Annotated in this window: 15 protein-coding genes and 1 riboswitch; of the genes, 5 read left to right on the forward strand and 10 right to left on the reverse strand. The window is 73.2% G+C overall.

The window, feature by feature from the left end; translation table 11 throughout:
* Positions 1–11 precede the first annotated feature (11 nt).
* A complete protein-coding gene (locus tag AB0F29_RS35665; RefSeq protein WP_361881328.1) occupies positions 12–1,169 on the reverse strand; it encodes a ferrochelatase in 1,158 nt (385 codons plus the stop codon).
* A gap of 241 nt (positions 1,170–1,410) precedes the next feature.
* Here AB0F29_RS35665 and AB0F29_RS35670 point away from each other — a divergent pair, with 241 nt between their 5' ends.
* A complete protein-coding gene (locus tag AB0F29_RS35670; RefSeq protein ID WP_361881330.1) occupies positions 1,411–2,658 on the forward strand; it encodes an MFS transporter in 1,248 nt (415 codons plus the stop codon).
* Positions 2,615–3,937 (forward strand): D-arabinono-1,4-lactone oxidase, encoded by a 1,323-nt coding sequence (locus AB0F29_RS35675; RefSeq protein WP_361881333.1) that lies wholly within the window; start codon positions 2,615–2,617, stop codon positions 3,935–3,937. Before AB0F29_RS35670 ends, AB0F29_RS35675 begins: the two co-directional genes overlap by 44 nt.
* Positions 3,938–4,028: 91 nt before the next feature.
* On the opposite strand, the gene AB0F29_RS35680 is transcribed toward AB0F29_RS35675, so the two are convergent.
* A complete protein-coding gene (locus AB0F29_RS35680; protein WP_361881336.1) occupies positions 4,029–5,132 on the reverse strand; it encodes a hypothetical protein in 1,104 nt (367 codons plus the stop codon).
* Between the two features lie 575 nt (positions 5,133–5,707).
* Between AB0F29_RS35680 and sepH the strand changes: the two genes are divergently transcribed.
* On the forward strand, positions 5,708–6,805 hold the full coding sequence (gene sepH / locus AB0F29_RS35685) for a septation protein SepH (RefSeq protein WP_361881339.1): 1,098 nt from the start codon (positions 5,708–5,710) through the stop codon (positions 6,803–6,805).
* Positions 6,806–6,913: 108 nt separating this feature from the next.
* Here the strand turns inward: sepH and AB0F29_RS35690 are convergent, their stop codons facing one another.
* Positions 6,914–7,744, reverse strand: a complete 831-nt coding sequence (locus tag AB0F29_RS35690; RefSeq protein WP_361881342.1) for a sulfurtransferase — start codon at positions 7,742–7,744, stop codon at positions 6,914–6,916.
* A gap of 233 nt (positions 7,745–7,977) precedes the next feature.
* Between AB0F29_RS35690 and AB0F29_RS35695 the strand changes: the two genes are divergently transcribed.
* Positions 7,978–8,778, forward strand: a complete 801-nt coding sequence (locus tag AB0F29_RS35695) for a VOC family protein (RefSeq protein WP_361881345.1) — start codon at positions 7,978–7,980, stop codon at positions 8,776–8,778.
* Positions 8,779–8,785: 7 nt separating this feature from the next.
* Here the strand turns inward: AB0F29_RS35695 and AB0F29_RS35700 are convergent, their stop codons facing one another.
* From AB0F29_RS35700 to AB0F29_RS35715, 4 genes are all read right to left on the reverse strand, one after another.
* Positions 8,786–9,439 carry a thymidine kinase gene (locus tag AB0F29_RS35700; RefSeq protein WP_361881348.1) on the reverse strand — a complete coding sequence of 218 codons (654 nt, stop codon included), beginning with the start codon at positions 9,437–9,439 and terminating at the stop codon, positions 8,786–8,788.
* Positions 9,440–9,483: 44 nt separating this feature from the next.
* Positions 9,484–10,671 carry a nucleotide pyrophosphatase/phosphodiesterase family protein gene (locus AB0F29_RS35705; RefSeq protein WP_361881351.1) on the reverse strand — a complete coding sequence of 396 codons (1,188 nt, stop codon included), beginning with the start codon at positions 10,669–10,671 and terminating at the stop codon, positions 9,484–9,486.
* Positions 10,671–11,267, reverse strand: a complete 597-nt coding sequence (locus tag AB0F29_RS35710; RefSeq protein WP_018957070.1) for a DUF5998 family protein — start codon at positions 11,265–11,267, stop codon at positions 10,671–10,673. Before AB0F29_RS35710 ends, AB0F29_RS35705 begins: the two co-directional genes overlap by 1 nt.
* Before the next feature lie 87 nt (positions 11,268–11,354).
* Positions 11,355–14,345, reverse strand: coding sequence for a GNAT family N-acetyltransferase (locus AB0F29_RS35715; protein ID WP_361881355.1), 2,991 nt, complete (start codon positions 14,343–14,345; stop codon positions 11,355–11,357).
* A gap of 197 nt (positions 14,346–14,542) precedes the next feature.
* Between AB0F29_RS35715 and AB0F29_RS35720 the strand changes: the two genes are divergently transcribed.
* On the forward strand, positions 14,543–14,824 hold the full coding sequence (locus AB0F29_RS35720) for an HPr family phosphocarrier protein (RefSeq protein ID WP_361881358.1): 282 nt from the start codon (positions 14,543–14,545) through the stop codon (positions 14,822–14,824).
* A gap of 159 nt (positions 14,825–14,983) precedes the next feature.
* Here the strand turns inward: AB0F29_RS35720 and AB0F29_RS35725 are convergent, their stop codons facing one another.
* From AB0F29_RS35725 to AB0F29_RS35735, 3 genes are all read right to left on the reverse strand, one after another.
* On the reverse strand, positions 14,984–15,691 hold the full coding sequence (locus tag AB0F29_RS35725; RefSeq protein ID WP_361881361.1) for a GntR family transcriptional regulator: 708 nt from the start codon (positions 15,689–15,691) through the stop codon (positions 14,984–14,986).
* 177 nt (positions 15,692–15,868) lie between these two features.
* Positions 15,869–16,684: a M23 family metallopeptidase gene (locus tag AB0F29_RS35730; protein WP_361881363.1), complete on the reverse strand. Its 816-nt coding sequence runs from the start codon at positions 16,682–16,684 to the stop codon at positions 15,869–15,871.
* Positions 16,685–16,697: 13 nt separating this feature from the next.
* A riboswitch (cyclic di-AMP (ydaO/yuaA leader) is annotated at positions 16,698–16,865 on the reverse strand.
* Positions 16,866–17,088: 223 nt separating this feature from the next.
* Positions 17,089–18,459, reverse strand: coding sequence for a pitrilysin family protein (locus AB0F29_RS35735; protein WP_361881514.1), 1,371 nt, complete (start codon positions 18,457–18,459; stop codon positions 17,089–17,091).
* Positions 18,460–18,461: the final 2 nt, after the last annotated feature.

Below are 18,461 nucleotides of genomic sequence, written 5' to 3' on the forward strand. Positions count from 1 at the left end.
GAACAAGCGCTCTACGGGGCATCCGTAGGGGCGTCCACGGATCGGGCATACGGGCTGTCGGCCCCCGCGGCGGCGGGTTTCGGGGCCCTGGCGGGGCAGCAGCCGACCGGACAGAGGTCGTGGGAGGGTCCCAGGGCGCCCAGCGCGCAGCGCTCCACCGCCCGGCCGCGCTCGGTCGCGGCGCGCTCCAGAACCAGGTCCCGCACGGCCGCGGCGAAGCGCGGGTCGTCGCCCACCGTGGCGGACCGGCGGACCGGCAGGCCGATCTCGGCCGCCTTCGCGGTGGCCTCGGTGTCGAGGTCGTAGAGCACCTCCATGTGGTCCGAGACGAAGCCGATGGGCGCCATCACGACCGCGGGGACCCCCTCGGCGCTCAGAGTCTCCAGGTGGTCGCAGATATCGGGTTCCAGCCACGGAATGTGCGGGGCACCGCTGCGGGACTGGTAGACGAGCTGCCACGGGTACGCGGTCCCGGTCTCCTCGCGCACCGTCTCGATGATCAGCCGGGCCACGTCGAGGTGCTCGGCGACGTAGGCCCCGCCCTCGCCGTGCGCGTCGGCCGGGCCCGAGGCGTCGGCGGCGGAGGTCGGGATGGAGTGGGTGGTGAACGCGATGTGCGCGCCCGCGCGGGCGTCCTCGGGGAGGTCGGCGAGCGAGGCGAGGACGCCGTCCACCATGGGCTCGACGAAGCCGGGGTGGTTGAAGTAGTGCCGCAGCTTGTCGACCCGGGGCACGGGCAGCCCCTCGGCCTCCAGGGCGGCCAGCGACTCGGCGAGGTTCTCGCGGTACTGGCGGCAGCCGGAGTAGGAGGCATAGGCGCTGGTGGCGAGGACAGCGATCCGGCGGTGCCCGTCGGCGGTCATCTCCCGCAGGACGTCGGTCAGATAGGGGGCCCAGTTGCGGTTGCCCCAGTAGACCGGGAGATCCAGGCCGTGCTCCGCGAAGTCCTCGCGCAGCGCTTCGAGCAGGGCGCGGTTCTGCGCGTTGATCGGGCTGACCCCGCCGAACAGGAAGTAGTGCTTGCCGACCTCCTTGAGGCGTTCCTCGGGGATGCCGCGGCCGCGGGTCACGTTCGCCAGGAACGGGACCACGTCGTCCGGGCCCTCGGGACCGCCGAAGGAGAGCAGCAGCAGGGCGTCGTAGGGAGCGGGATCGCGCAGATCGGACATGACATCGATCCTGCCACCCGCCTCCGACAAGGCGGCCACCGACATCCGACGCCCCGTCGGAAAGACCGGGGAGGCTGGGGATTCCGGGAGTCGGGGATCTCGGAGGCCGGGGATCCCGGGGGCCGGGCAGCCGCGTCGCTCCCCTGCGCCGCCGCCCCGGAATCCGGTGTCCGGGACGTCCGGCCCGGCCGTAAGCTGTATCGGCCACCTACACGCCTGACAGGCACGACCGGAGTACCCCTTGCCCAGCCCCTACCGCGCCATCTTCTCCGCCCCCGGTTCGAGGGAGTTCTCCGCCGCGGGCTTCTTCGGCCGGATGCCCCTGTCCATGATGGGCATCGGCGTCGTGACGATGATCTCCCAGCTCACCGGCCGCTACGGGCTGGCCGGGGCGCTCTCCGCGACCCTGGCGATGTCGGCGGCGGTCTGCGGCCCGCAGGTCTCCCGGCTGGTCGACCGCTACGGGCAGCGCCGGGTGCTCCGCCCGGTCACGCTGGTCGCGGTGGCGGCGGTGGCGGGCCTGCTGATCTGCGCCCAGCAGGGGGCGCCGGAGTGGACGCTGTTCGTCTTCTCGGTGGGCGCCGGCTGTGTGCCGAGCGTGGGGTCGATGGTCCGCTCCCGCTGGGCGGCGATCTACCGGGGCTCCAGCCGGGATCTGCACACCGCGTACGCGTGGGAGTCGATCGTCGACGAGGTGTGCTTCATCTTCGGCCCGATCATCTCCATCGGTCTGTCCACCGCCTGGTTCCCGGAGGCGGGGCCGCTGATCGCCGCCGGTTTCCTGCTGGTCGGCGTCTTCTGGCTGACCGCGCAGCGGGCGACCGAGCCGGTGCCGCACCCGAAGTCGCAGCACACCGGGGGCTCGGCGCTGCGCTCGCGGGGACTCCAGGTCCTGGTGGCCACCTTCGTGGCGACGGGCGCGATCTTCGGGGGCGTGGACGTGGTGACCGTGGCCTTCGCCGAGGAGCGCGGCCACAAGGCCGCGGCCTCCCTGGTGCTGGCCGTCTACGCGCTCGGCTCGTGTCTCGCGGGGGCCGTGTTCGGACTGCTGCACCTGAAGGGGAACCCCGGGAGCAGGTGGCTGCTGGGTGTCTGCGCGATGGCCGTGAGTATGATCCCCCTCCTACTGGCCGGGAACCTTCCGTTGCTGGCCGTGGCGCTCTTTGTCGCGGGCCTCGCCATCGCACCGACGATGGTCACCACCATGGCCCTCGTCGAAGCGCACGTACCGCGCACCAAGCTGACCGAGGGCATGACCTGGACCAGTACCGGGCTCGCGGTCGGAATTGCGCTCGGCTCCTCGGCCGCCGGCTGGGTGGTCGACGCCGCCGGGGCGAAGGCGGGGTACGCGGTGCCCGTCGTGGCGGGAGCGCTCGCGGCGGCGGTGGCGGTCCTGGGACATCGCCGGCTGGCCGGGCCGGCTGCGACGGGAAGGCGCGGGGAAGATGACCGACACCTACGCACGGACGACGACGAGCGCGTGGCGTAACTGGGCGGGCACCGTCACCGCCCGGCCCGCCCGCACCGAGTCCCCCGCGTCCGTGGACGAGCTCGCGGACGTGCTGCGCCGGGCGGGCGCGGACGGCCTGCGGGTGAAGCCGGTCGGCGCGGGCCACTCCTTCACGGCGGCGGCCGCCACGGACGGGGTGCTGATACGCCCGGACCTGCTGACCGGGATCCGGGACATCGACCGTGCGGCGATGACCGTGACGGTGGAGGCGGGCACTCCGCTCAAGCGGCTCAACACCGCACTCGCCCGCGAGGGCCTGTCGCTCACGAACATGGGCGACATCACGGAGCAGACGATCGCCGGGGCGACCTCCACCGGTACGCACGGCACGGGCCGGGACTCGGCGTCGATAGCGGCGCAGATCCGCGCACTGGAGCTGGTCACAGCCGACGGCACGGTCCTGGTCTGCTCCGAGCGGGAGAACCCGGAGATCTTCGCGGTGGCCCGGATCGGGCTCGGCGCCCTCGGGGTGATCACCGCCGTCACCATCGCCGTAGAGCCGATCTTTCTGCTGACGGCCCGTGAGGAGCCGATGAGCTTCGACCGGGTGACCGCCGACTTCGATTCCCTGGTCGCCGAGAACGAGCACTTCGAGTTCTACTGGTTCCCGCACACCGGGAACTGCACCACCAAGCGCAACAACCGCAGCGCCGGTCCGGCCGCCCCGCCCGGGAGGGTGAGCAGCTGGATCGACGACGAGCTGCTGTCCAACGGGGTCTTCCAGGTCGCCTGTTCGCTCGGCCGCGCGGTCCCCGCGACGATCCCCTCGATCGCGAGGCTCTCCAGTCGGGCGCTGTCGGCGCGTACGTACACCGACATCCCGTACAAGGTGTTCACCAGCCCGCGTCGTGTGCGGTTCGTGGAGATGGAGTACGCCGTTCCGCGTGAGCGGGCGGTGGCGGTGCTGCGGGAGCTGAAGGCCATGGTCGAGCGGTCGCCGCTGAAGATCAGCTTCCCGGTCGAGGTGCGCACCGCTCCGGCCGACGACATGGCGCTGTCGACCGCCTCGGGCCGGGACAGCGCGTACATCGCCGTACACCTCTACAAGGGCACGCCCCACCGGTCGTACTTCACCGCGGTCGAGCGGATCATGACCGCGCACGCCGGCCGGCCGCACTGGGGCAAGATCCACACCCGCGACGCCGCCTATCTGGCGGAGGTCTACCCGCGCTTCGGCGAGTTCACCGCGCTGCGCGACCGGCTGGACCCGGACCGGCTGTTCGGCAACGACTACCTGCGGCGCGTGCTCGGCGACTGAGTTCCCGAGCCTTCCGGTACGCCATCGGCCCCGGTCCTCTCCCTTGTGGAGGGGGCCGGGGCCGATGTGCCGTGCGCGGTACGCCGGCGGGTCACTCGGCGTCGGCGCCGGGCGGGGCCTGCTCGCCCTGCCCGGGAGCGACGCCCGTACCGGTCGAGGGCTCGCCGGTCCCGGCGTCGCCGGAGGGCGTCGGGGTGGGCGGCGCCGGGTCGGGCGCGGTCCCGCCGCCGGAACCCGAGGGCGTCGGCGTGGGAGTGGACCCGGTGCCCGGGTTCTCGCCGCCCGTGCCCGTACCGGGGTCGGGGCTCGCGTTGTTGCCGTCGCCGGGGTCCGTGGCGGGGGCGGAGCCGGTGTCACCGCCGGGGGCCGGCCGCTGCTCGTCTTCCTCCCCGTCCCGGCCGGTGTCCCCGGAGGGCGTGGGGTCGGCGGGCCCGGGGTCCCGGCCGTCGTCGCCGCCGCGCACGACGGAGCTGAGGGTGGTGCCCTGGCCGCCGCTGAGGTCGTTGCCCGAGATCATCTCGAACACGGTGATCCCGGCCATGGAGACGGCGAAGACCGCGGCGGCCGCGAGCGCGGGGCGCTTCCAGCCGCGCAGCCGGGTTCCGTGGGTGACGCCCTCTCCGAACGCGTCGTCGCCGACGGCCGCGCCCGCCGAGGCCCGCGGAAGCATCTGCGTACGGTCGTCGGCCCGCGGCAGCAACTGCGTACGGTCGTCGGCCCGCGGCGGCAGCTGCGTACGGTCGGCTCCGGTCTCCGCTCCCGCGCCCGGATCCCGGCCCGGCGGAACCCGGAGCATCCGGGTCCGCGCGTCGCCGAGGTCCAGCAACTGGGTCCGGTCCGTGTCGGCGGGCTTCAGCGGCCGCGTGCTCTCCGCGTCCGGGATCACCTCCGGGACCGCGCCCGGGTCGACCGTGGGCATCACCGTGGTGGCGTCCTCGGCCGGCTCCGGCTCGGACCGCCGGGCGGCGCCCCGGTGCCCGGCGGGCGTCGTCTCCCTGGTGTGCACCGTCACCTGGCGGCCCTCCGGATGGGTCACCTGGACCGTCACCTCGCGGATCTGTTCGCCGGTGCGGCGGAAGAAGTGCTGGAAGACCGAGCCGCCGCAGGTGGCGACGACGCTCATCACACCCGCTCCCGCGATCGTGCCGTACACGCCCAGCTGCGAGGCCAGCACGGCCGCCGCGACGGCCGCCACGGCACTCCCGGCGACCTGCGGGAGACTCAGATCTATGCGCCTTTCCTTGGGTTCTGTGTCACTTTCCGGCTTCTGAACCATTACCAGCCCCTGCTTGACATCTCTCCCACCATGCAACAAGAAGGGACAAATGAACGAAGTGGATAGTTCCATTTCCGGAGATTGTGTGAAGCACAACACGCATCAGGGGCATTTCACGGAGAACTGGGTATCTCAACTCCCGCGCCCCACGAGAGGTTCGGCGGCGCGCCGGTCCACCTCGATGGCTCAAATGGAGTACTGTGACGAGCCCTGGGGCGGACTCCGACGTGGGAATCCGCAGCCACCGGAGGGTCCGACGGCACCACTCGAACCGACGGCGTGAAGGCATCACACGGATGCCTGCTGCACAGAGCGGCCAAATCGGTCGCTTTGGGTCGCAATGGGTAACCGTGTCATGGTGGTGCACCAGGACGAGCGCCCGACACGCCGGGCAACTTGGCAAGGTTGTGGCAGGCTGCACCCGGGCAGGTCACACTCGACTAGCGGAAGCAGCGACGCACGTGACGTCGGCAGGCACCACCCGGGAGGTTCCCATGCCCGAACTGCGTGTCGTGGCCGTCTCCAACGACGGCACACGACTGGTGCTCAAGGCTGCGGACAGCACGGAGTACACGCTTCCGATCGATGAGCGGCTGCGCGCCGCCGTGCGCAACGACCGCGCCCGGCTCGGCCAGATCGAGATCGAGGTGGAGAGCCACCTCCGGCCCCGCGACATCCAGGCCCGCATAAGGGCCGGTGCCTCCGCGGAGGAGGTCGCCCAGTTCGCGGGCATCCCCGTCGACCGTGTACGCCGCTTCGAGGGCCCCGTGCTCGCGGAGCGCGCCTTCATGGCCGAGCGGGCCCGGAAGACTCCTGTGCGCCGTCCGGGCGAGAACACCGGCCCTCAACTCGGCGAGGCGGTGCAGGAGCGTCTCCTGCTGCGCGGCGCCGACAAGGAAACCGTCCAGTGGGACTCGTGGCGTCGCGACGACGGCACGTGGGAAGTCCTGCTCGTCTACCGGGTCGCGGGTGAGCCGCACTCGGCGAGCTGGACGTACGACCCTCCCCGGCGGCTGGTCCAGGCCGTGGACGACGAGGCGCGCTCGCTGATCGGCGAGACCGACGACGTCGCCGCGCCCGAGCCCAGCTTCCCGTTCGTGCCCAGGATCGCCCGGCTGCCGCGCGACCGGCCGCTGGACCGGAGCCTGGACCGGCAGATCGACCGCGACCGACCGCTGGACCGGGCCCTCGACCGGCAGATCGAGCGGCCCGCCCCGGCCGCCGCCGAACCCGAGGAGTACGTGAGCAGTGCCTCGGCCGGTGAGCGCGACTCGCTGACCAGCCTGCTGGAGGCGGTGCCGAGCTTCCGGGGCGACATGGTCGTCCCCGAGCGGCCCACCCAGCCCGAGCCGCCCGCACTCGAACCGGCCGAGGAGACCGAGGCGGACGAGCCGCCGGCCGCCGCCTCGGCGGGCGCCGGGTCCGCGTACGCGGATGTGCTGATGCCCCGGGCGGTGGCCGGTCACCGCGACCGGCTGACCGGGACGACCGACCGTCAGGCGGAGGCGGACGGAGTCCGGCCGGGCCGCCGTGCCGCCGTGCCGAGCTGGGACGAGATCGTCTTCGGCACCCGGCGCAAGAAGCAGGACTGACCGGTCATGACCACCGGTGGGAGCGGGGTCCGTACGCGGTCGCGTACGGACCCCGCTCCTTTTCCGTCTCCCCGGCCCCGACCGCACCATGCGGCCGGGGCCGCCGGACTACTGGGGCTCGGGCCCTGTGGCGACCGGCCGGGAGGGGTCCGAGGACCACTCGGACCAGGAGCCGGGATACAGGACGCCCGTGAAGCCCGCGATCTCCAGGGCCAGCACCTCGTGCGCGCCGGAGACCCCGGACCCGCAGTAGACGCCCACGCCTTCGGGGCTGCCCCCCGCCCCCAGGCCGGCGAAGCGCGCGGCGAGCCGCTCGGCCGGCAGGTAACGCCCGTCCTCGTCGACGTTCTGTGTGGTCGGCGCGGAGACGGCCCCGGGAATGTGTCCGCCGACGCGGTCGATCGGCTCCACATCGCCCCGGTAGCGCTCCGCCGCGCGCGCGTCCAGCAGCAGACCCGAGCGGGCGAAGGCCGCCGCACTTTCCGCGTCCAGTGTGGGCAGGGCCCCCGCCTTCGGCCGGAAATCGCCCTCGGCGGGGCGCGGGATCCCGGTGGAGAGGTCGCCCGTCCAGGCGGCGAGGCCGCCGTCCAGGACCCGTACGTCCTCGTGCCCCGTCCAGCGCAGCAGCCACCAGGCTCGCGCCGCGGCCCAGCCCAGGCCACCGTCGTACACCACGACCGGGGTGTCCTGGCCGACTCCGGCCCGGCGCATCGCGGCCCCGAAGGCCTCCGGGTCCGGAAGGGGGTGGCGGCCGCCGTCACCCGGCGGCCCCGCCAGCTCCGTATCGAGGTCGACGAAGACCGCGCCGGGCAGGTGACCGGCCTCGTAGTCGGGACGGCCGTGGGGACCGCCGAGCTGCCAGCGGACGTCCAGGAGCACCGGCGGTCGCGACCCGGCCGACTCGCTCGCGCATTCGGATGCGGTGATGATGGGCTTCATGGGTGCCATCCTCGCGCAGCACCACCGGCGCCCGTAACAGGATCGAAAGGGACGGCCGGCGGGAGACCGGCCGTCCTTCGTCGAGAACCCGGACGACGCGGCGCGGCCGGTGCGTCTCCCGCGCCGGGGGGTGCGAGCATCTGCACGGGGCACGCGGACCGCTTCCCGACCCGGGACGGCGTACCTGTCCCGTCCCCCGCACGGCCACCCATACGGTCCGAGGAGAGAAGACGATGACCGAGGCCCACGCCCGGCGCACGCCAGGAACACCTTGCTGGGTGAGTCTGATCGTGCACGGCCTGACCACCACCCAGGAGTTCTACGGGGCCCTGTTCGACTGGGAGTTCCGGCCGGGCCCCGAACAGCTGGGCCCCTACGTCCGCGGGCTGCTGCACGGGAAGGAGGTCGCGGGCATCGGCCAGCTGCCGCCCGACCGCCACCTACCGATCGCCTGGACCACCTACCTCGCCACGGACGACGCCGACGCCACCGCGGAGGCCATCCGCTCCTGCGGCGGGACGGTCGCGGTCGGACCGCTGGACGCGGGCGAGGCGGGACGGCTCGCCATCGCCTCGGACCCGGTCGGGGCGGTCTTCGGCATCTGGCAGGGCTCGGAGCACATCGGCACCATGACGGCCGGCGTGCCCGGCACCCCGGTCTGGAACGAGTTGGTGACCCAGGAGACCTCGATGGTCGCGAAGTTCTACCAGACCGTCTTCGGCTATGAGACGGAGGCGGTCGTCTCGGCCGACTTCGACTACCAGACGCTGCACCTGGACGACGTTCCGGTGGCGGCGCTGCACGGGGTCGGCCACGCGCTGCCGCGCGACCGGGGCCCGCATTGGATGACGTACTTCGAGGTCGCCGACACCGACAGGGCCGCGGCCCGGGTGGTGGAGCTGGGCGGGCGCGTCCTGACGCCGCCGCGCGAGGGGGCGAGTGGCAGGGTGGCCACGGTCGCGGACCCGGAGGGCGCCGTGTTCACGCTTATCCGGTCCGCCGCCGGGGGCGGATCAGCGGAAGGCCGGGCGTAGCAGGCGCTCAGGCGTCGGAGGCGACCGGCAGGACGTCCGGGGAGAGAATGCCCGCGCGGGCCGCGGTCGCGGTCGTGCGGCGGCGGTGGTGACGGCGGCACAGCACCTCGTAACCGACTACGCCCGCCTGCCGGTTGACGTCGCCGACGACGACCTGGGCGCCCTCGACGACCATCTCCCCGCCCACGGTGCGGGCGTTGTGCGTGGCGCGGGCGCCGCACCAGCAGAGCGCCTCGACCTGGAGGGCCTCTATCCGGTCGGCCAGCTCGATCAGCCGCTGGGAGCCCGGGAACAGCTTGGTGCGGAAGTCCGTGGTGATACCGAAGGCGAAGACGTCGAGCCCCAGGTCGTCGACGACGCGGGCCAGTTGGTCGATCTGCTCCGGGGCGAGGAACTGCGCCTCGTCCACGATCACGTAGTCGACCCGGCCGCCCCGGCTGACGCGGCCGACGATGTGCGCGTAGAGGTCCATGCCCTCCCCGGCCTCGACGGCGTCCGTCACCAGGCCGAGCCGGGAGGAGAGCTTCCCCTCCCCCGCGCGGTCGTCCCGGGTGAAGATCACTCCCTGGAGCCCGCGTGCCGAGCGGTTGTGACCGATCTGCAGGGCCAGCGTGCTCTTTCCGCAGTCCATGGTTCCGGAGAAGAACACCAGCTCGGGCATGAGGGGTCGAGCACCTTTCGGAGGGGGGTGGGCACGGCGAGGGGTTACGAGCGTACTTCGAGGAGGGGGACGAGCTGTTCCACGGGGGTCAGGGAGCCGTGCACGCCCGCCATGGCCGACTCGTGCGGCTCGTTGACGGAGGCCGTGATGATCACGTCGTCGTGGGCGGCGGCGACCACGTCGCCGATCCGGCCGTACACCCGCTCGTCGATCGTCGGCCCGAACCAGCCGGCCGCGATGGCCTCGTCCCGGCTCGCGACCCAGAACTGCTCGCCGAGCACCTCGCGCCAGACGGTCAGGACGTCGGCCTGGGCGCCCGGCACCGCGTAGACGTGGCGGGCGCGTCCCTCGCCGCCGAGGAGGGCGACGCCGGCGCGCAGCTCCCAGTCCTCGTCGAAGTCGATCCGGGACTGCTCGTCGAACGGGATGTCGATCATGCCGTGGTCGGCGGTGATGTAGAGCGCCGAGCGCGGCGGGAGCTGCTCGGCGAGGCGTCGGGCGAGCCCGTCGACGTACATCAGCTGGCCGCGCCAGGCGTCCGAGTCCATGCCGAAGCGGTGGCCCTTGCCGTCGACCTCGCTGTAGTACGTGTAGACGAGCGAGCGGTCGCCGGCGGCCAGGCGCTGGGCGGCGACGTCCATCCGGTCCTCGCCGGAGAGCCGGCCGAGGAAGGAGCCGCCGCTGAGCGCGACCTTGGTGAGGGGGGTCTGCTCGAACGTCGGCGCGGAGACCTGCGCGGTGTGCACGCCGGCGGCGTCGGCGAGCTGGAAGACCGTCGGGTACGGCTGCCAGACCTTCGGCGCGGTCCACGGCTTCCAGCGGAGCTGGTTCATCAGCTCGCCGGTCTCCGGGTTGCGCGCGGTGTAGCCGGGAAGGCCGTGCTCGCCAGGCGGCAGCCCCGTGCCGACCGAGGCGAGCGAGGTGGCGGTGGTGGAGGGGAAGCCCGCGGTGAGGGGGCGGCCGGTGGAGCCGCGCGAGGTGGGGAGGAGGGAGTGCAGGAAGGGGGCCTCGTCCGGGTGGGCCTTGATCTGCTCCCAGCCGAGGCCGTCGATCAGGAAGACGCAGTTGCGGTCGGCCGGGGTCAGCTCGGGGATCGTGGCGGTGAAGCCGGGCACTTCCTGTCCGGCGGCGAGCGTCGGCAGCAGGTCGGCGAGCGAGCCGCTGCCGTACTCCGGCACGGGCGCGGTGTCGAGGGGCAGCAGGACGGGGTCCTGCCAGGCGGGCTGGGCCATCAGCGGCCGGTCGCCGCGGTGGCGGCCGTGGCCTCGGAGAGCGACTGGGCGAAGACGAGGGTCTGGCGCACGGCGTCGGGGCCGTCGCCGGCCTCGCTGACCCGCAGGCTCAGGTCGTCGGCGGTGGAACTGCCGGTGTAGCCGTGGTCGGCCTCGCAGTTGGCGTCGCCGCAGGCGGCGGGCTCCAGGTCGATCCGGGAGACCGCGCCCCAGCCGATGGTCAGGACGACCTCGCGGGGCAGGGTGCCCGGGACGTACTTCTCCGGGTTGGCCACGACGCGGCTGACCACGACGGAGGAGATCCGCTCCAGCTTCACCGACTCGGTGGAGGTGGTGGCGTACGGCGTCGGGGAGCTGGTGTCGGCGGCCTGCTCGTCGGTGTGGCTGACGATGAACCGGTGCTCGGTCAGGACGAGGACGGTCACATGACGGCGCACCTCGTTGGAGTCGAACGTGGTCTCCTGGTGCACCAGGTACGAAGCGACCGGCTCTCCGCCGACGGCGGCCTCCACCGCCTCGGCCACGAGGGCCGGGTAGTAGCCGCTGCGCTCGATCGCCGCGCGCAGCCCCTGGGTCGTCGTACCGGTCTTTGCCATGAGCACCATCCTACGGCGGACCGGTGACTGCCGGGGACGCCCCGGTGGGCGGCCGCGGTCGGAGACGCCGACAGTTTCCGGCGGGTCTCAGTAGTTCGGAAGACGGCGGGGACCGAGGTCGCTCCGGGCGGGCGGCGGGGCGAGCCGGACGCTCGCGCCGAGCACCGTCAGTCCGTGCGGGGCGACGACGACCGGTTCGAGGGCGACGGAGACCACCTCGGGGTGGTCGTCGACCAGCCGGGACAGCCGCAGCAGCAGCTCTTCGAGCGCGGCCGTGTCGACCGGGGCCGAACCGCGCCAGCCGAACAGCACCGGGGCCGCCCTGATGGACCGGATCAGTTCGGCGGCGTCACGGTCGGTGGCGGGGACCAGCCGGTGCGCGGTGTCGCCGAGCAGTTCGGAGGGCGCGCCCGCGAGACCGAAGGAGAGGACGGCCCCGGCGGCGGCGTCGATGGAGGCGCGCACGACGGTGTCCACGCCGCGCGGGGCCATCGCCTGGACGACGGGGAGCAGTTCGGCGGGCTTGCCGAGAAGGTCGGTGAGTTCGCCGTACGCGCGGCGCAGCGCCTCCTCGTCGGCGACGTCGAGGCGGACCCCGCCGAGGTCGGCGCGGTGGCGGAGGTGGGGCGCGGTGGTCTTGAGGGCGACCGGGTAGCCGAGCCGGGCCGCCGCGGCGACGGCCGCCTCGGGGTCCGGGGCGGGGAGGGTGGGGCGGACGGCGATGCCGTAGCGGCCCAGCAGTTCGCGGGCCTCGTCGTGGGTGAGCGGGCGGCCGCGCGGGTCGGGGGCGGTGGCGAGCTGTGCCTCGATCAGGGCCGCGGCCCCGGGCTCGTCGATGGTGTCGTCGAGGAACTCGGGGATCCTGCCGGGCACGGCCGCCTGGCGCCGCCACTGGGCGTACTTCACGGCCTCTGCGAGGGCCCGCACGGCGCGTTCGGCGGCGGGGTAGGCGGGGATGCGGCCGGGGCCGTGGCCCGCGGCTGTCTCCGGGGCGGGGCTTGCTTCCGGGGCGGCGGGGGTGGTCGGGGCGGGGCTTTCCTGCGGGGCGGCGGGCGCGCGCGGGCCCGCGCTCGGGGCCGGGGCGGGGCTTGTCTGCGGGGCGGCGGGGATGGCCGGGCCCGTGCGCGGGGCCGGGCCGGTCGAGGAGGAGGTGGCCGCCCGGGTCCGGTCGGCGGCGGGCGTCGCCGTGCGGGGGCGTGGCGCGGCGGTGCTGGACGCGGCGGCCAGCGCCTCGGCGAGGCCGCCGATCTCTACGTGGACGACGGCCACCGGCTTGGCCGCACCGTCGGCCACCGCCTTGTTGAGGGCGGCGGCCAGCACTTGGCCGTCACCGGTCTCGGCCTCCCCGTTCTCCCCCACCCACGGGATGGCGGTGACGATCACGGCGTCGCAGGTCCCGTCCGCCAGCGCCCCGGCCAGCGCGTCCCGGAAGTCCTGCGGGGAGGCGGCGGTGGTGAGGTCGATCGGCGGGCGCGGGCGCAGCCCCTCGGCCAGGCAGGCGTCGTACGTCAACAGGCCGAGGGACTCGGAGTTGCCGAGGATGGCGACCCGGGGCCCGGCCGGGAGCGGCTGGCCCGCCAGCAGGAGCCCGGCGTCGACCATCTCGGTCACCGTGTCGACCCGGATGACGCCGGCCTGACGCATCAGCGCGGAGACCGTGGCGTCGGGGATGCGGCTGACCGGGACGGCGTGACCGGGCGGGGTGGACCCGCTGTGCCGGGCCCCCTTGACCACGACGACGGGCTTCACGGCGGCGGTGCGACGGGCGAGGCGGGTGAACTTGCGGGGGTTGCCGAGCGATTCGAGGTAGAGCAGGGCGACATCGGTCTCCGGATCCTCGAAGGAGTACTGGAGGAAGTCGTTGCCGGAGACGTCGGCCCGGTTGCCCGCCGAGATGAACGAGGACAGGCCCGCGCCGCGCCGGTGGAGGCCGGAGAGCAGGGCGATGCCGATCGCGCCGGACTGGGTGAACAGGCCGATCCGGCCGCGGGCGGGCGACTCGGGCGCGAGCGAGGCGTTCAGCCGGACGGACTCGGCGGTGTTGATGATGCCGAAGGCGTTCGGGCCGATGATCCGCATGCCGTACGAGCGGGCCTGGCGGACCAGTTCGCGCTGGAGTTCGCGGCCCTCGGAGCCCCGCTCGGCGTATCCGGCGGAGAGGACGACCAGCCCCTGGACGCCGTGCTCCCCGCAGTCGGCGACGGCTTCGGGGACCCGGTGGGCGGGGACGGCGATGACCGCGAGGTCGACCTGCTCGCCGATCTCGCCGAGCGAGCGGTGGGCGGGGACGCCGTCGAGGGTGGTCAGGCCCTCGTCGAAGGCGCGGTTCACCGCGTACGCGCGGCCGGTGTAGCCGGCGGCGAGGAGGTTGCGCAGGACGGTGCGGCCCACGCCGCCGGAGGTGCGGCCGGTACCGATGACCGCGACGGAGCCGGGGGCGAGTAGACGCTGCACCGAGCGGGCCTCGGCACGCTGTTCGCGGCCGCGCTGGACGGCGAGGGACTTCTCGGTGGGTTCGAGGTCGAGGGTGAGGTGGACGGAGCCGTCCTCGAAGCTGCGGCGCTGGGTGTAGCCGCCGTCCCGGAACACCTTGATCATCTTGTTGTTGGCGGGGAGCACCTCGGCGGCGAAGCGGCGGATGCCGCGCTCCCGGGCGACCGCGGCGATGTGTTCGAGCAGCGCCGAGGCGACGCCCCGGCCCTGGTGGGCGTCCTGGACGAGGAAGGCGACCTCGGCCTCGTCGGCGGGGGCGGAGGCGGGGCGGCCCTGGTCGTTGATGCGGTCGTAGCGGACCGTTCCGATGAACTCGCCGCCGATCGTGACGGCCAGTCCCACCCGGTCGACGTAGTCGTGATGGGTGAAGCGGTGCACGTCCCGGTCGGATAGGCGCGGATACGGGGCGAAGAACCGGTAGTACTTCGACTCGTCGGACACCTGCTCGTAGAAGCTGACCAGTCGCTCGGCGTCGTCCGTGGTGATCGGCCTGATGCGCGCGGTGCCACCGTCGCGGAGCACCACGTCCGCTTCCCAGTGGTCGGGGTACGCGTGATGCGGACTCTGCTCCGGCGTGGGCTCCATGGGCAAAGCCTACGGCGGGGACCCCGGTCGCGGAGGGATCGGTGCCCGGGCAGTCTGAGGGGGCCCGGACCGGGGCCGCCGGAGCACAGGATCCGGACAGGAGGCCGGGCACAGCACCGGACAGGAGGCCGGGCACAGCACCACGCACTGCATGAGAGACTGGTCTAGACAACCGTTGATATGTGAAGGGCAGAACCATGGCTGAGCGCCGCGTAAACGTCGGTTGGGCCGAGGGCCTGCACGCCCGCCCCGCTTCCATCTTCGTCCGTGCCGCCACGGCTTCCGGCGTCCCCGTGACGATCGCCAAGTCCGACGGCAACCCGGTGAACGCCGCCTCCATGCTCGCCGTGCTCGGCCTGGGCGCGCAGGGCGGCGAGGAAATCGTGCTCGCGTCCGAAGCGGACGACTCCGAGGCCGCTCTGGACCGGCTCGCGAAGCTGGTCGCCGAGGGCTTGGAAGAACTCCCCGAGACCGTCTGACCCACGCGACCCGGCCCGGCCGGATGCGACAGGTGCGAGAGCCGTGACCCCGCTGAGGGATCACGGCTCTTTCGCTTTCGGGAAAGAGCTACGCATCGACAATTTCGGGCAGCACAAACAATGCCCCGCAATTATTTCTCTTTGTCTACGACTCTTCTGTTAATTGCGGACACCCGCGATGTTTACGTCATGTTGCGAAGTCCTCACGCGGGGAACGGGCGCGGCGCGCCGCCCCGGCGGTTGCGGGCGGCGCAGCCGGTGGGTCCCCGCGGCGCGTTCCGTGTACTGCGCGGTCAGCGCCCTCGCCCGCTCCGCGTCGCCGCGCGCCACGGCGTCCAGGATCGCGCCACGCTCGGCCCAGGAGTCGACCGGGCGGGCCGGCTGCTCGACCGCGTACATCCAGACGATCTTGTGCCGGAGCTGGGTGAGCAGCGCTATGAGTCCGGGGCTGCCGGAGGCCTGGGCGAGGGTCTCGTGGAACCAGCCGGCCAGGGAGCGCAGATCCTCGCCCTCGCCCCGGCGAGCCCGCTCCTGACCTAGTCTGACCAGGCCCCGGAGCACCTTCAGGTGGGCTTCCGTGCGGCGCTGCGCGGCGCGGGCCGCGCCCAGTGGCTCCAGGAGCATCCGCACCTCCAGGAGGTCGGCCGCCTCCTGCGCCGTGGGCTCGGCGACACAGGCGCCCGCATGTCTGCGGGTGACGACGAAGCCCTCGGACTCCAGTGTGCGCAGGGCCTCGCGGACCGGGACGCGGGAGACCCCGTAGCGGCGGGCCAGCAACTCCTCGGTGAGGCGGCTGCCCCGCTCGTAGACACCGGAGACGATGTCGTCACGGATTGCCGTGCATACCGAATGCGCGGGAATGCGCATGTCCGAACCTCCGCCTTTATCCCCGCGAAACGCGGCCGCCCGACGTCTGTTCCGTGACTCTATTGCAATCTGCCGCAATTTCCGATGGCAGGCCGGAATCCATGGATGTCCACGGGCCGGAATCGCCGGAGGCCCCGGCAGGTGCCGGGGCCTTCGGACGGGGGCGCGCGGGGCGGGTCAGACGTTCAGCCCGTGGGAGCGCAGGTAGCCGACGGGGTCCATGTCGGAGCCGTAGTCGGGGCTGGTCCGGGCCTCGAAGTGCAGGTGCGGGCCGGTGGAGTTGCCGGTGGAGCCGGAGAGGCCGATCTGCTGGCCGGAGGAGACGCTCTGGCCGACGGAGACGCCGATCGAGGAGAGGTGGCCGTACTGGGTGTACGTGCCGTCCGTCATCCGGAGCACGACGTTGTTGCCGTACGCGCCTCCCCAGCCGGCCTCGACGACCGTGCCGGCGCCGACGGCGACGACGGAGCTGCCGGAGGCGGCCTGGAAGTCCACGCCGGAGTGGCTGCCGGAGGACCAGAGCGCACCGCCGGTGTTGTAGCCGGTGGTGACGTGGGAGCCGGCGACCGGGAGATGGAAGGCGTTCAGGCGGGCGCGCTCGGCGGCGCGGGCGGCGCGGGCCTTCTCCTCGCGGACCTCCTTGGCGCGGGCCTCGGCCTTGCGCTCGGCCTCCGCCTTCGCCTTGGCCTTGGCGGCCTTCTCGCGGGCCTCCGCGGCGGCCTGGGCCTTCGCCTTCGCGATCGCGTCGGCCTGCTGCTTCTGGGCGTGGGCCTGGGCGTCTATCTGCTCGGCGAGAGTGGCGTCGAGGGCGACGGCCTGGGTGAGGCCGGTGTCGGCGACCTGGGCGGCCTCGGTGTCCGCGGCGAGGGCCGGGGAGGCCGGCGAGCCGAGGACGCCGGCGGTGGCCAGAGCCGCGATGCCTGCGGCCTGGGCGCTCCGGCGCGTGAGGCGGCTCGGGGCACGGTGCTTCCCGGTGGCACGGGTGAACGCCATGGAGGGGCTGATCCTTTCCTTCCTTCTCGCCTACCGGGTTAGCTGACGGGTTCGGAGCAGGAAGGTCTCCTACGGATCCCCACGCCGGTTTCGCGGCACGGGCCTCCGATTCACCCCAGGGACTGCGTGGGTCCCCGGCTCCCCAGGCTCGCGCCTGACGGGGACTCGGCGATGACTGTCCGGCGCCGCGGCTGCGGCATACGGGTGGCGGACAGCCGAGCCGACGCTAGGCCGGGCGACTTCCCATCGCCAAACGGACCAGGGGATTTGTCGCCCATCCCACAGGGCAGACAGGCATCTCCTCCCCCAAAGGGGATGGATTGGATTAATCGACCAAAAAGGGGAGGACCCCGACGAATATGCGTTCGTCGGGGTCCTGTTCGCGGCGGTGTGCCACCCATGCGTCAGCCGGTGACGACGGACACCTCTCCGATGCCGAGGGCCTTCACGGGCTCCTCGATCCGGGAGGCGTCCCCCACGAGGACCGTGACCAGCCGGTCGACCGGGAAGGCACTGACCACGGCGGCCGTCGCCTCCACGGTGCCCGTCTCGGCGAGCCGGGCGTAGAGGTGGGCCTGGTAGTCGTCGGGGAGGTGCTGCTCGACCTGGTCGGCCAGCGTGCTCGCGACGGAGGCGGCGGTCTCGAACTTCAGCGGGGCGACGCCCACCAGGTTCTGTACGGCCGTCTCGCGCTCGGCGTCGGTCAGCCCCTCGGCGGCCAGCGTCCGCAGGACCTTCCAGAGGTCGTCCAGCGCCGGTCCGGTGGACTCCGTGTCCACCGAGCCGCTGATCGCGAGCATGGCCGCGCCGCCCGAGTCGGGGCCGCTGGAGCGCAGCACCTGGGCGAAGGCCCGCACTCCGTAGGTGTAGCCCTTCTCCTCGCGCAGCACCCGGTCCAGCCGGGAGGTGAGGGTGCCGCCCAGGCAGTACGTGCCGAGCACCTGGGCGGGCCACACACGCTCGTGCCGGTCGGCGCCGATCCGGCCGATCAGCAGCTGGGTCTGGACCGCGCCGGGCCGGTCCACGATGACCACGCGGCCGGTGTCGTTCGCGGTGATGGGCGGCACCGGGCGGGCCTGGCCCGCGTTGCCCGACCAGTCGCCGAGGGTCTCCGCCAGCAGCGCGTCCAGGTCGATGCCGGTCAGGTCGCCGACGATCACGGCCGTCGCGGTGGACGGGCGGACGTGGGCGTCGAAGAAGGCGCGCACGGCGCTCTCGTCGATCCGCCGGACCGTCTCCTCGGTGCCCAGGCGCGGGCGGGACATCCGGGCGGTGGCCGGGAACAGCTCCTTGGAGAGCTGCTTGGCGGCGCGCCGGGACGGGTTGGCCTGCTCGTGCGGGATCTCGTCGAGGCGGTTGCCGACGAGACGCTCGATCTCACTCCCGTCGAAGGCCGGGGCCCGCAGTGCCTCGGCGACCAGCCCGAGGGCCTTGGCCAGGCGGGAGACCGGGACCTCCAGGGAGACCCGGACGCCGGGGTGGTCGGCGTGCGCGTCGAGCGTGGCGCCGCAGCGCTCCAGCTCGGCGGCGAACTCCTCGGCGCTGTGCTTGTCGGTGCCCTCCGAAAGCGCCCGCGACATGATCGTGGCCACGCCGTCCAGGCCCTCGGGCTCGGCCTCCAGCGGCGCGTCCAGGAAGATCTCCACCGCGACGACCTGCTGGCCGGGGCGGTGGCAGCGCAGCACGGTCAGCCCGTTGGGCAGCGCGCCGCGCTCGGGCGCCGGGAAGGCCCAGGGGCGGGCCGTGCCGGGCGTGGGCTGCGGGTGGTACTCCATGG

This window comes from Streptomyces sp. NPDC026589 (assembly GCF_040638385.1).
In the GTDB taxonomy this organism is placed as follows: Bacteria; Actinomycetota; Actinomycetes; order Streptomycetales; family Streptomycetaceae; genus Streptomyces.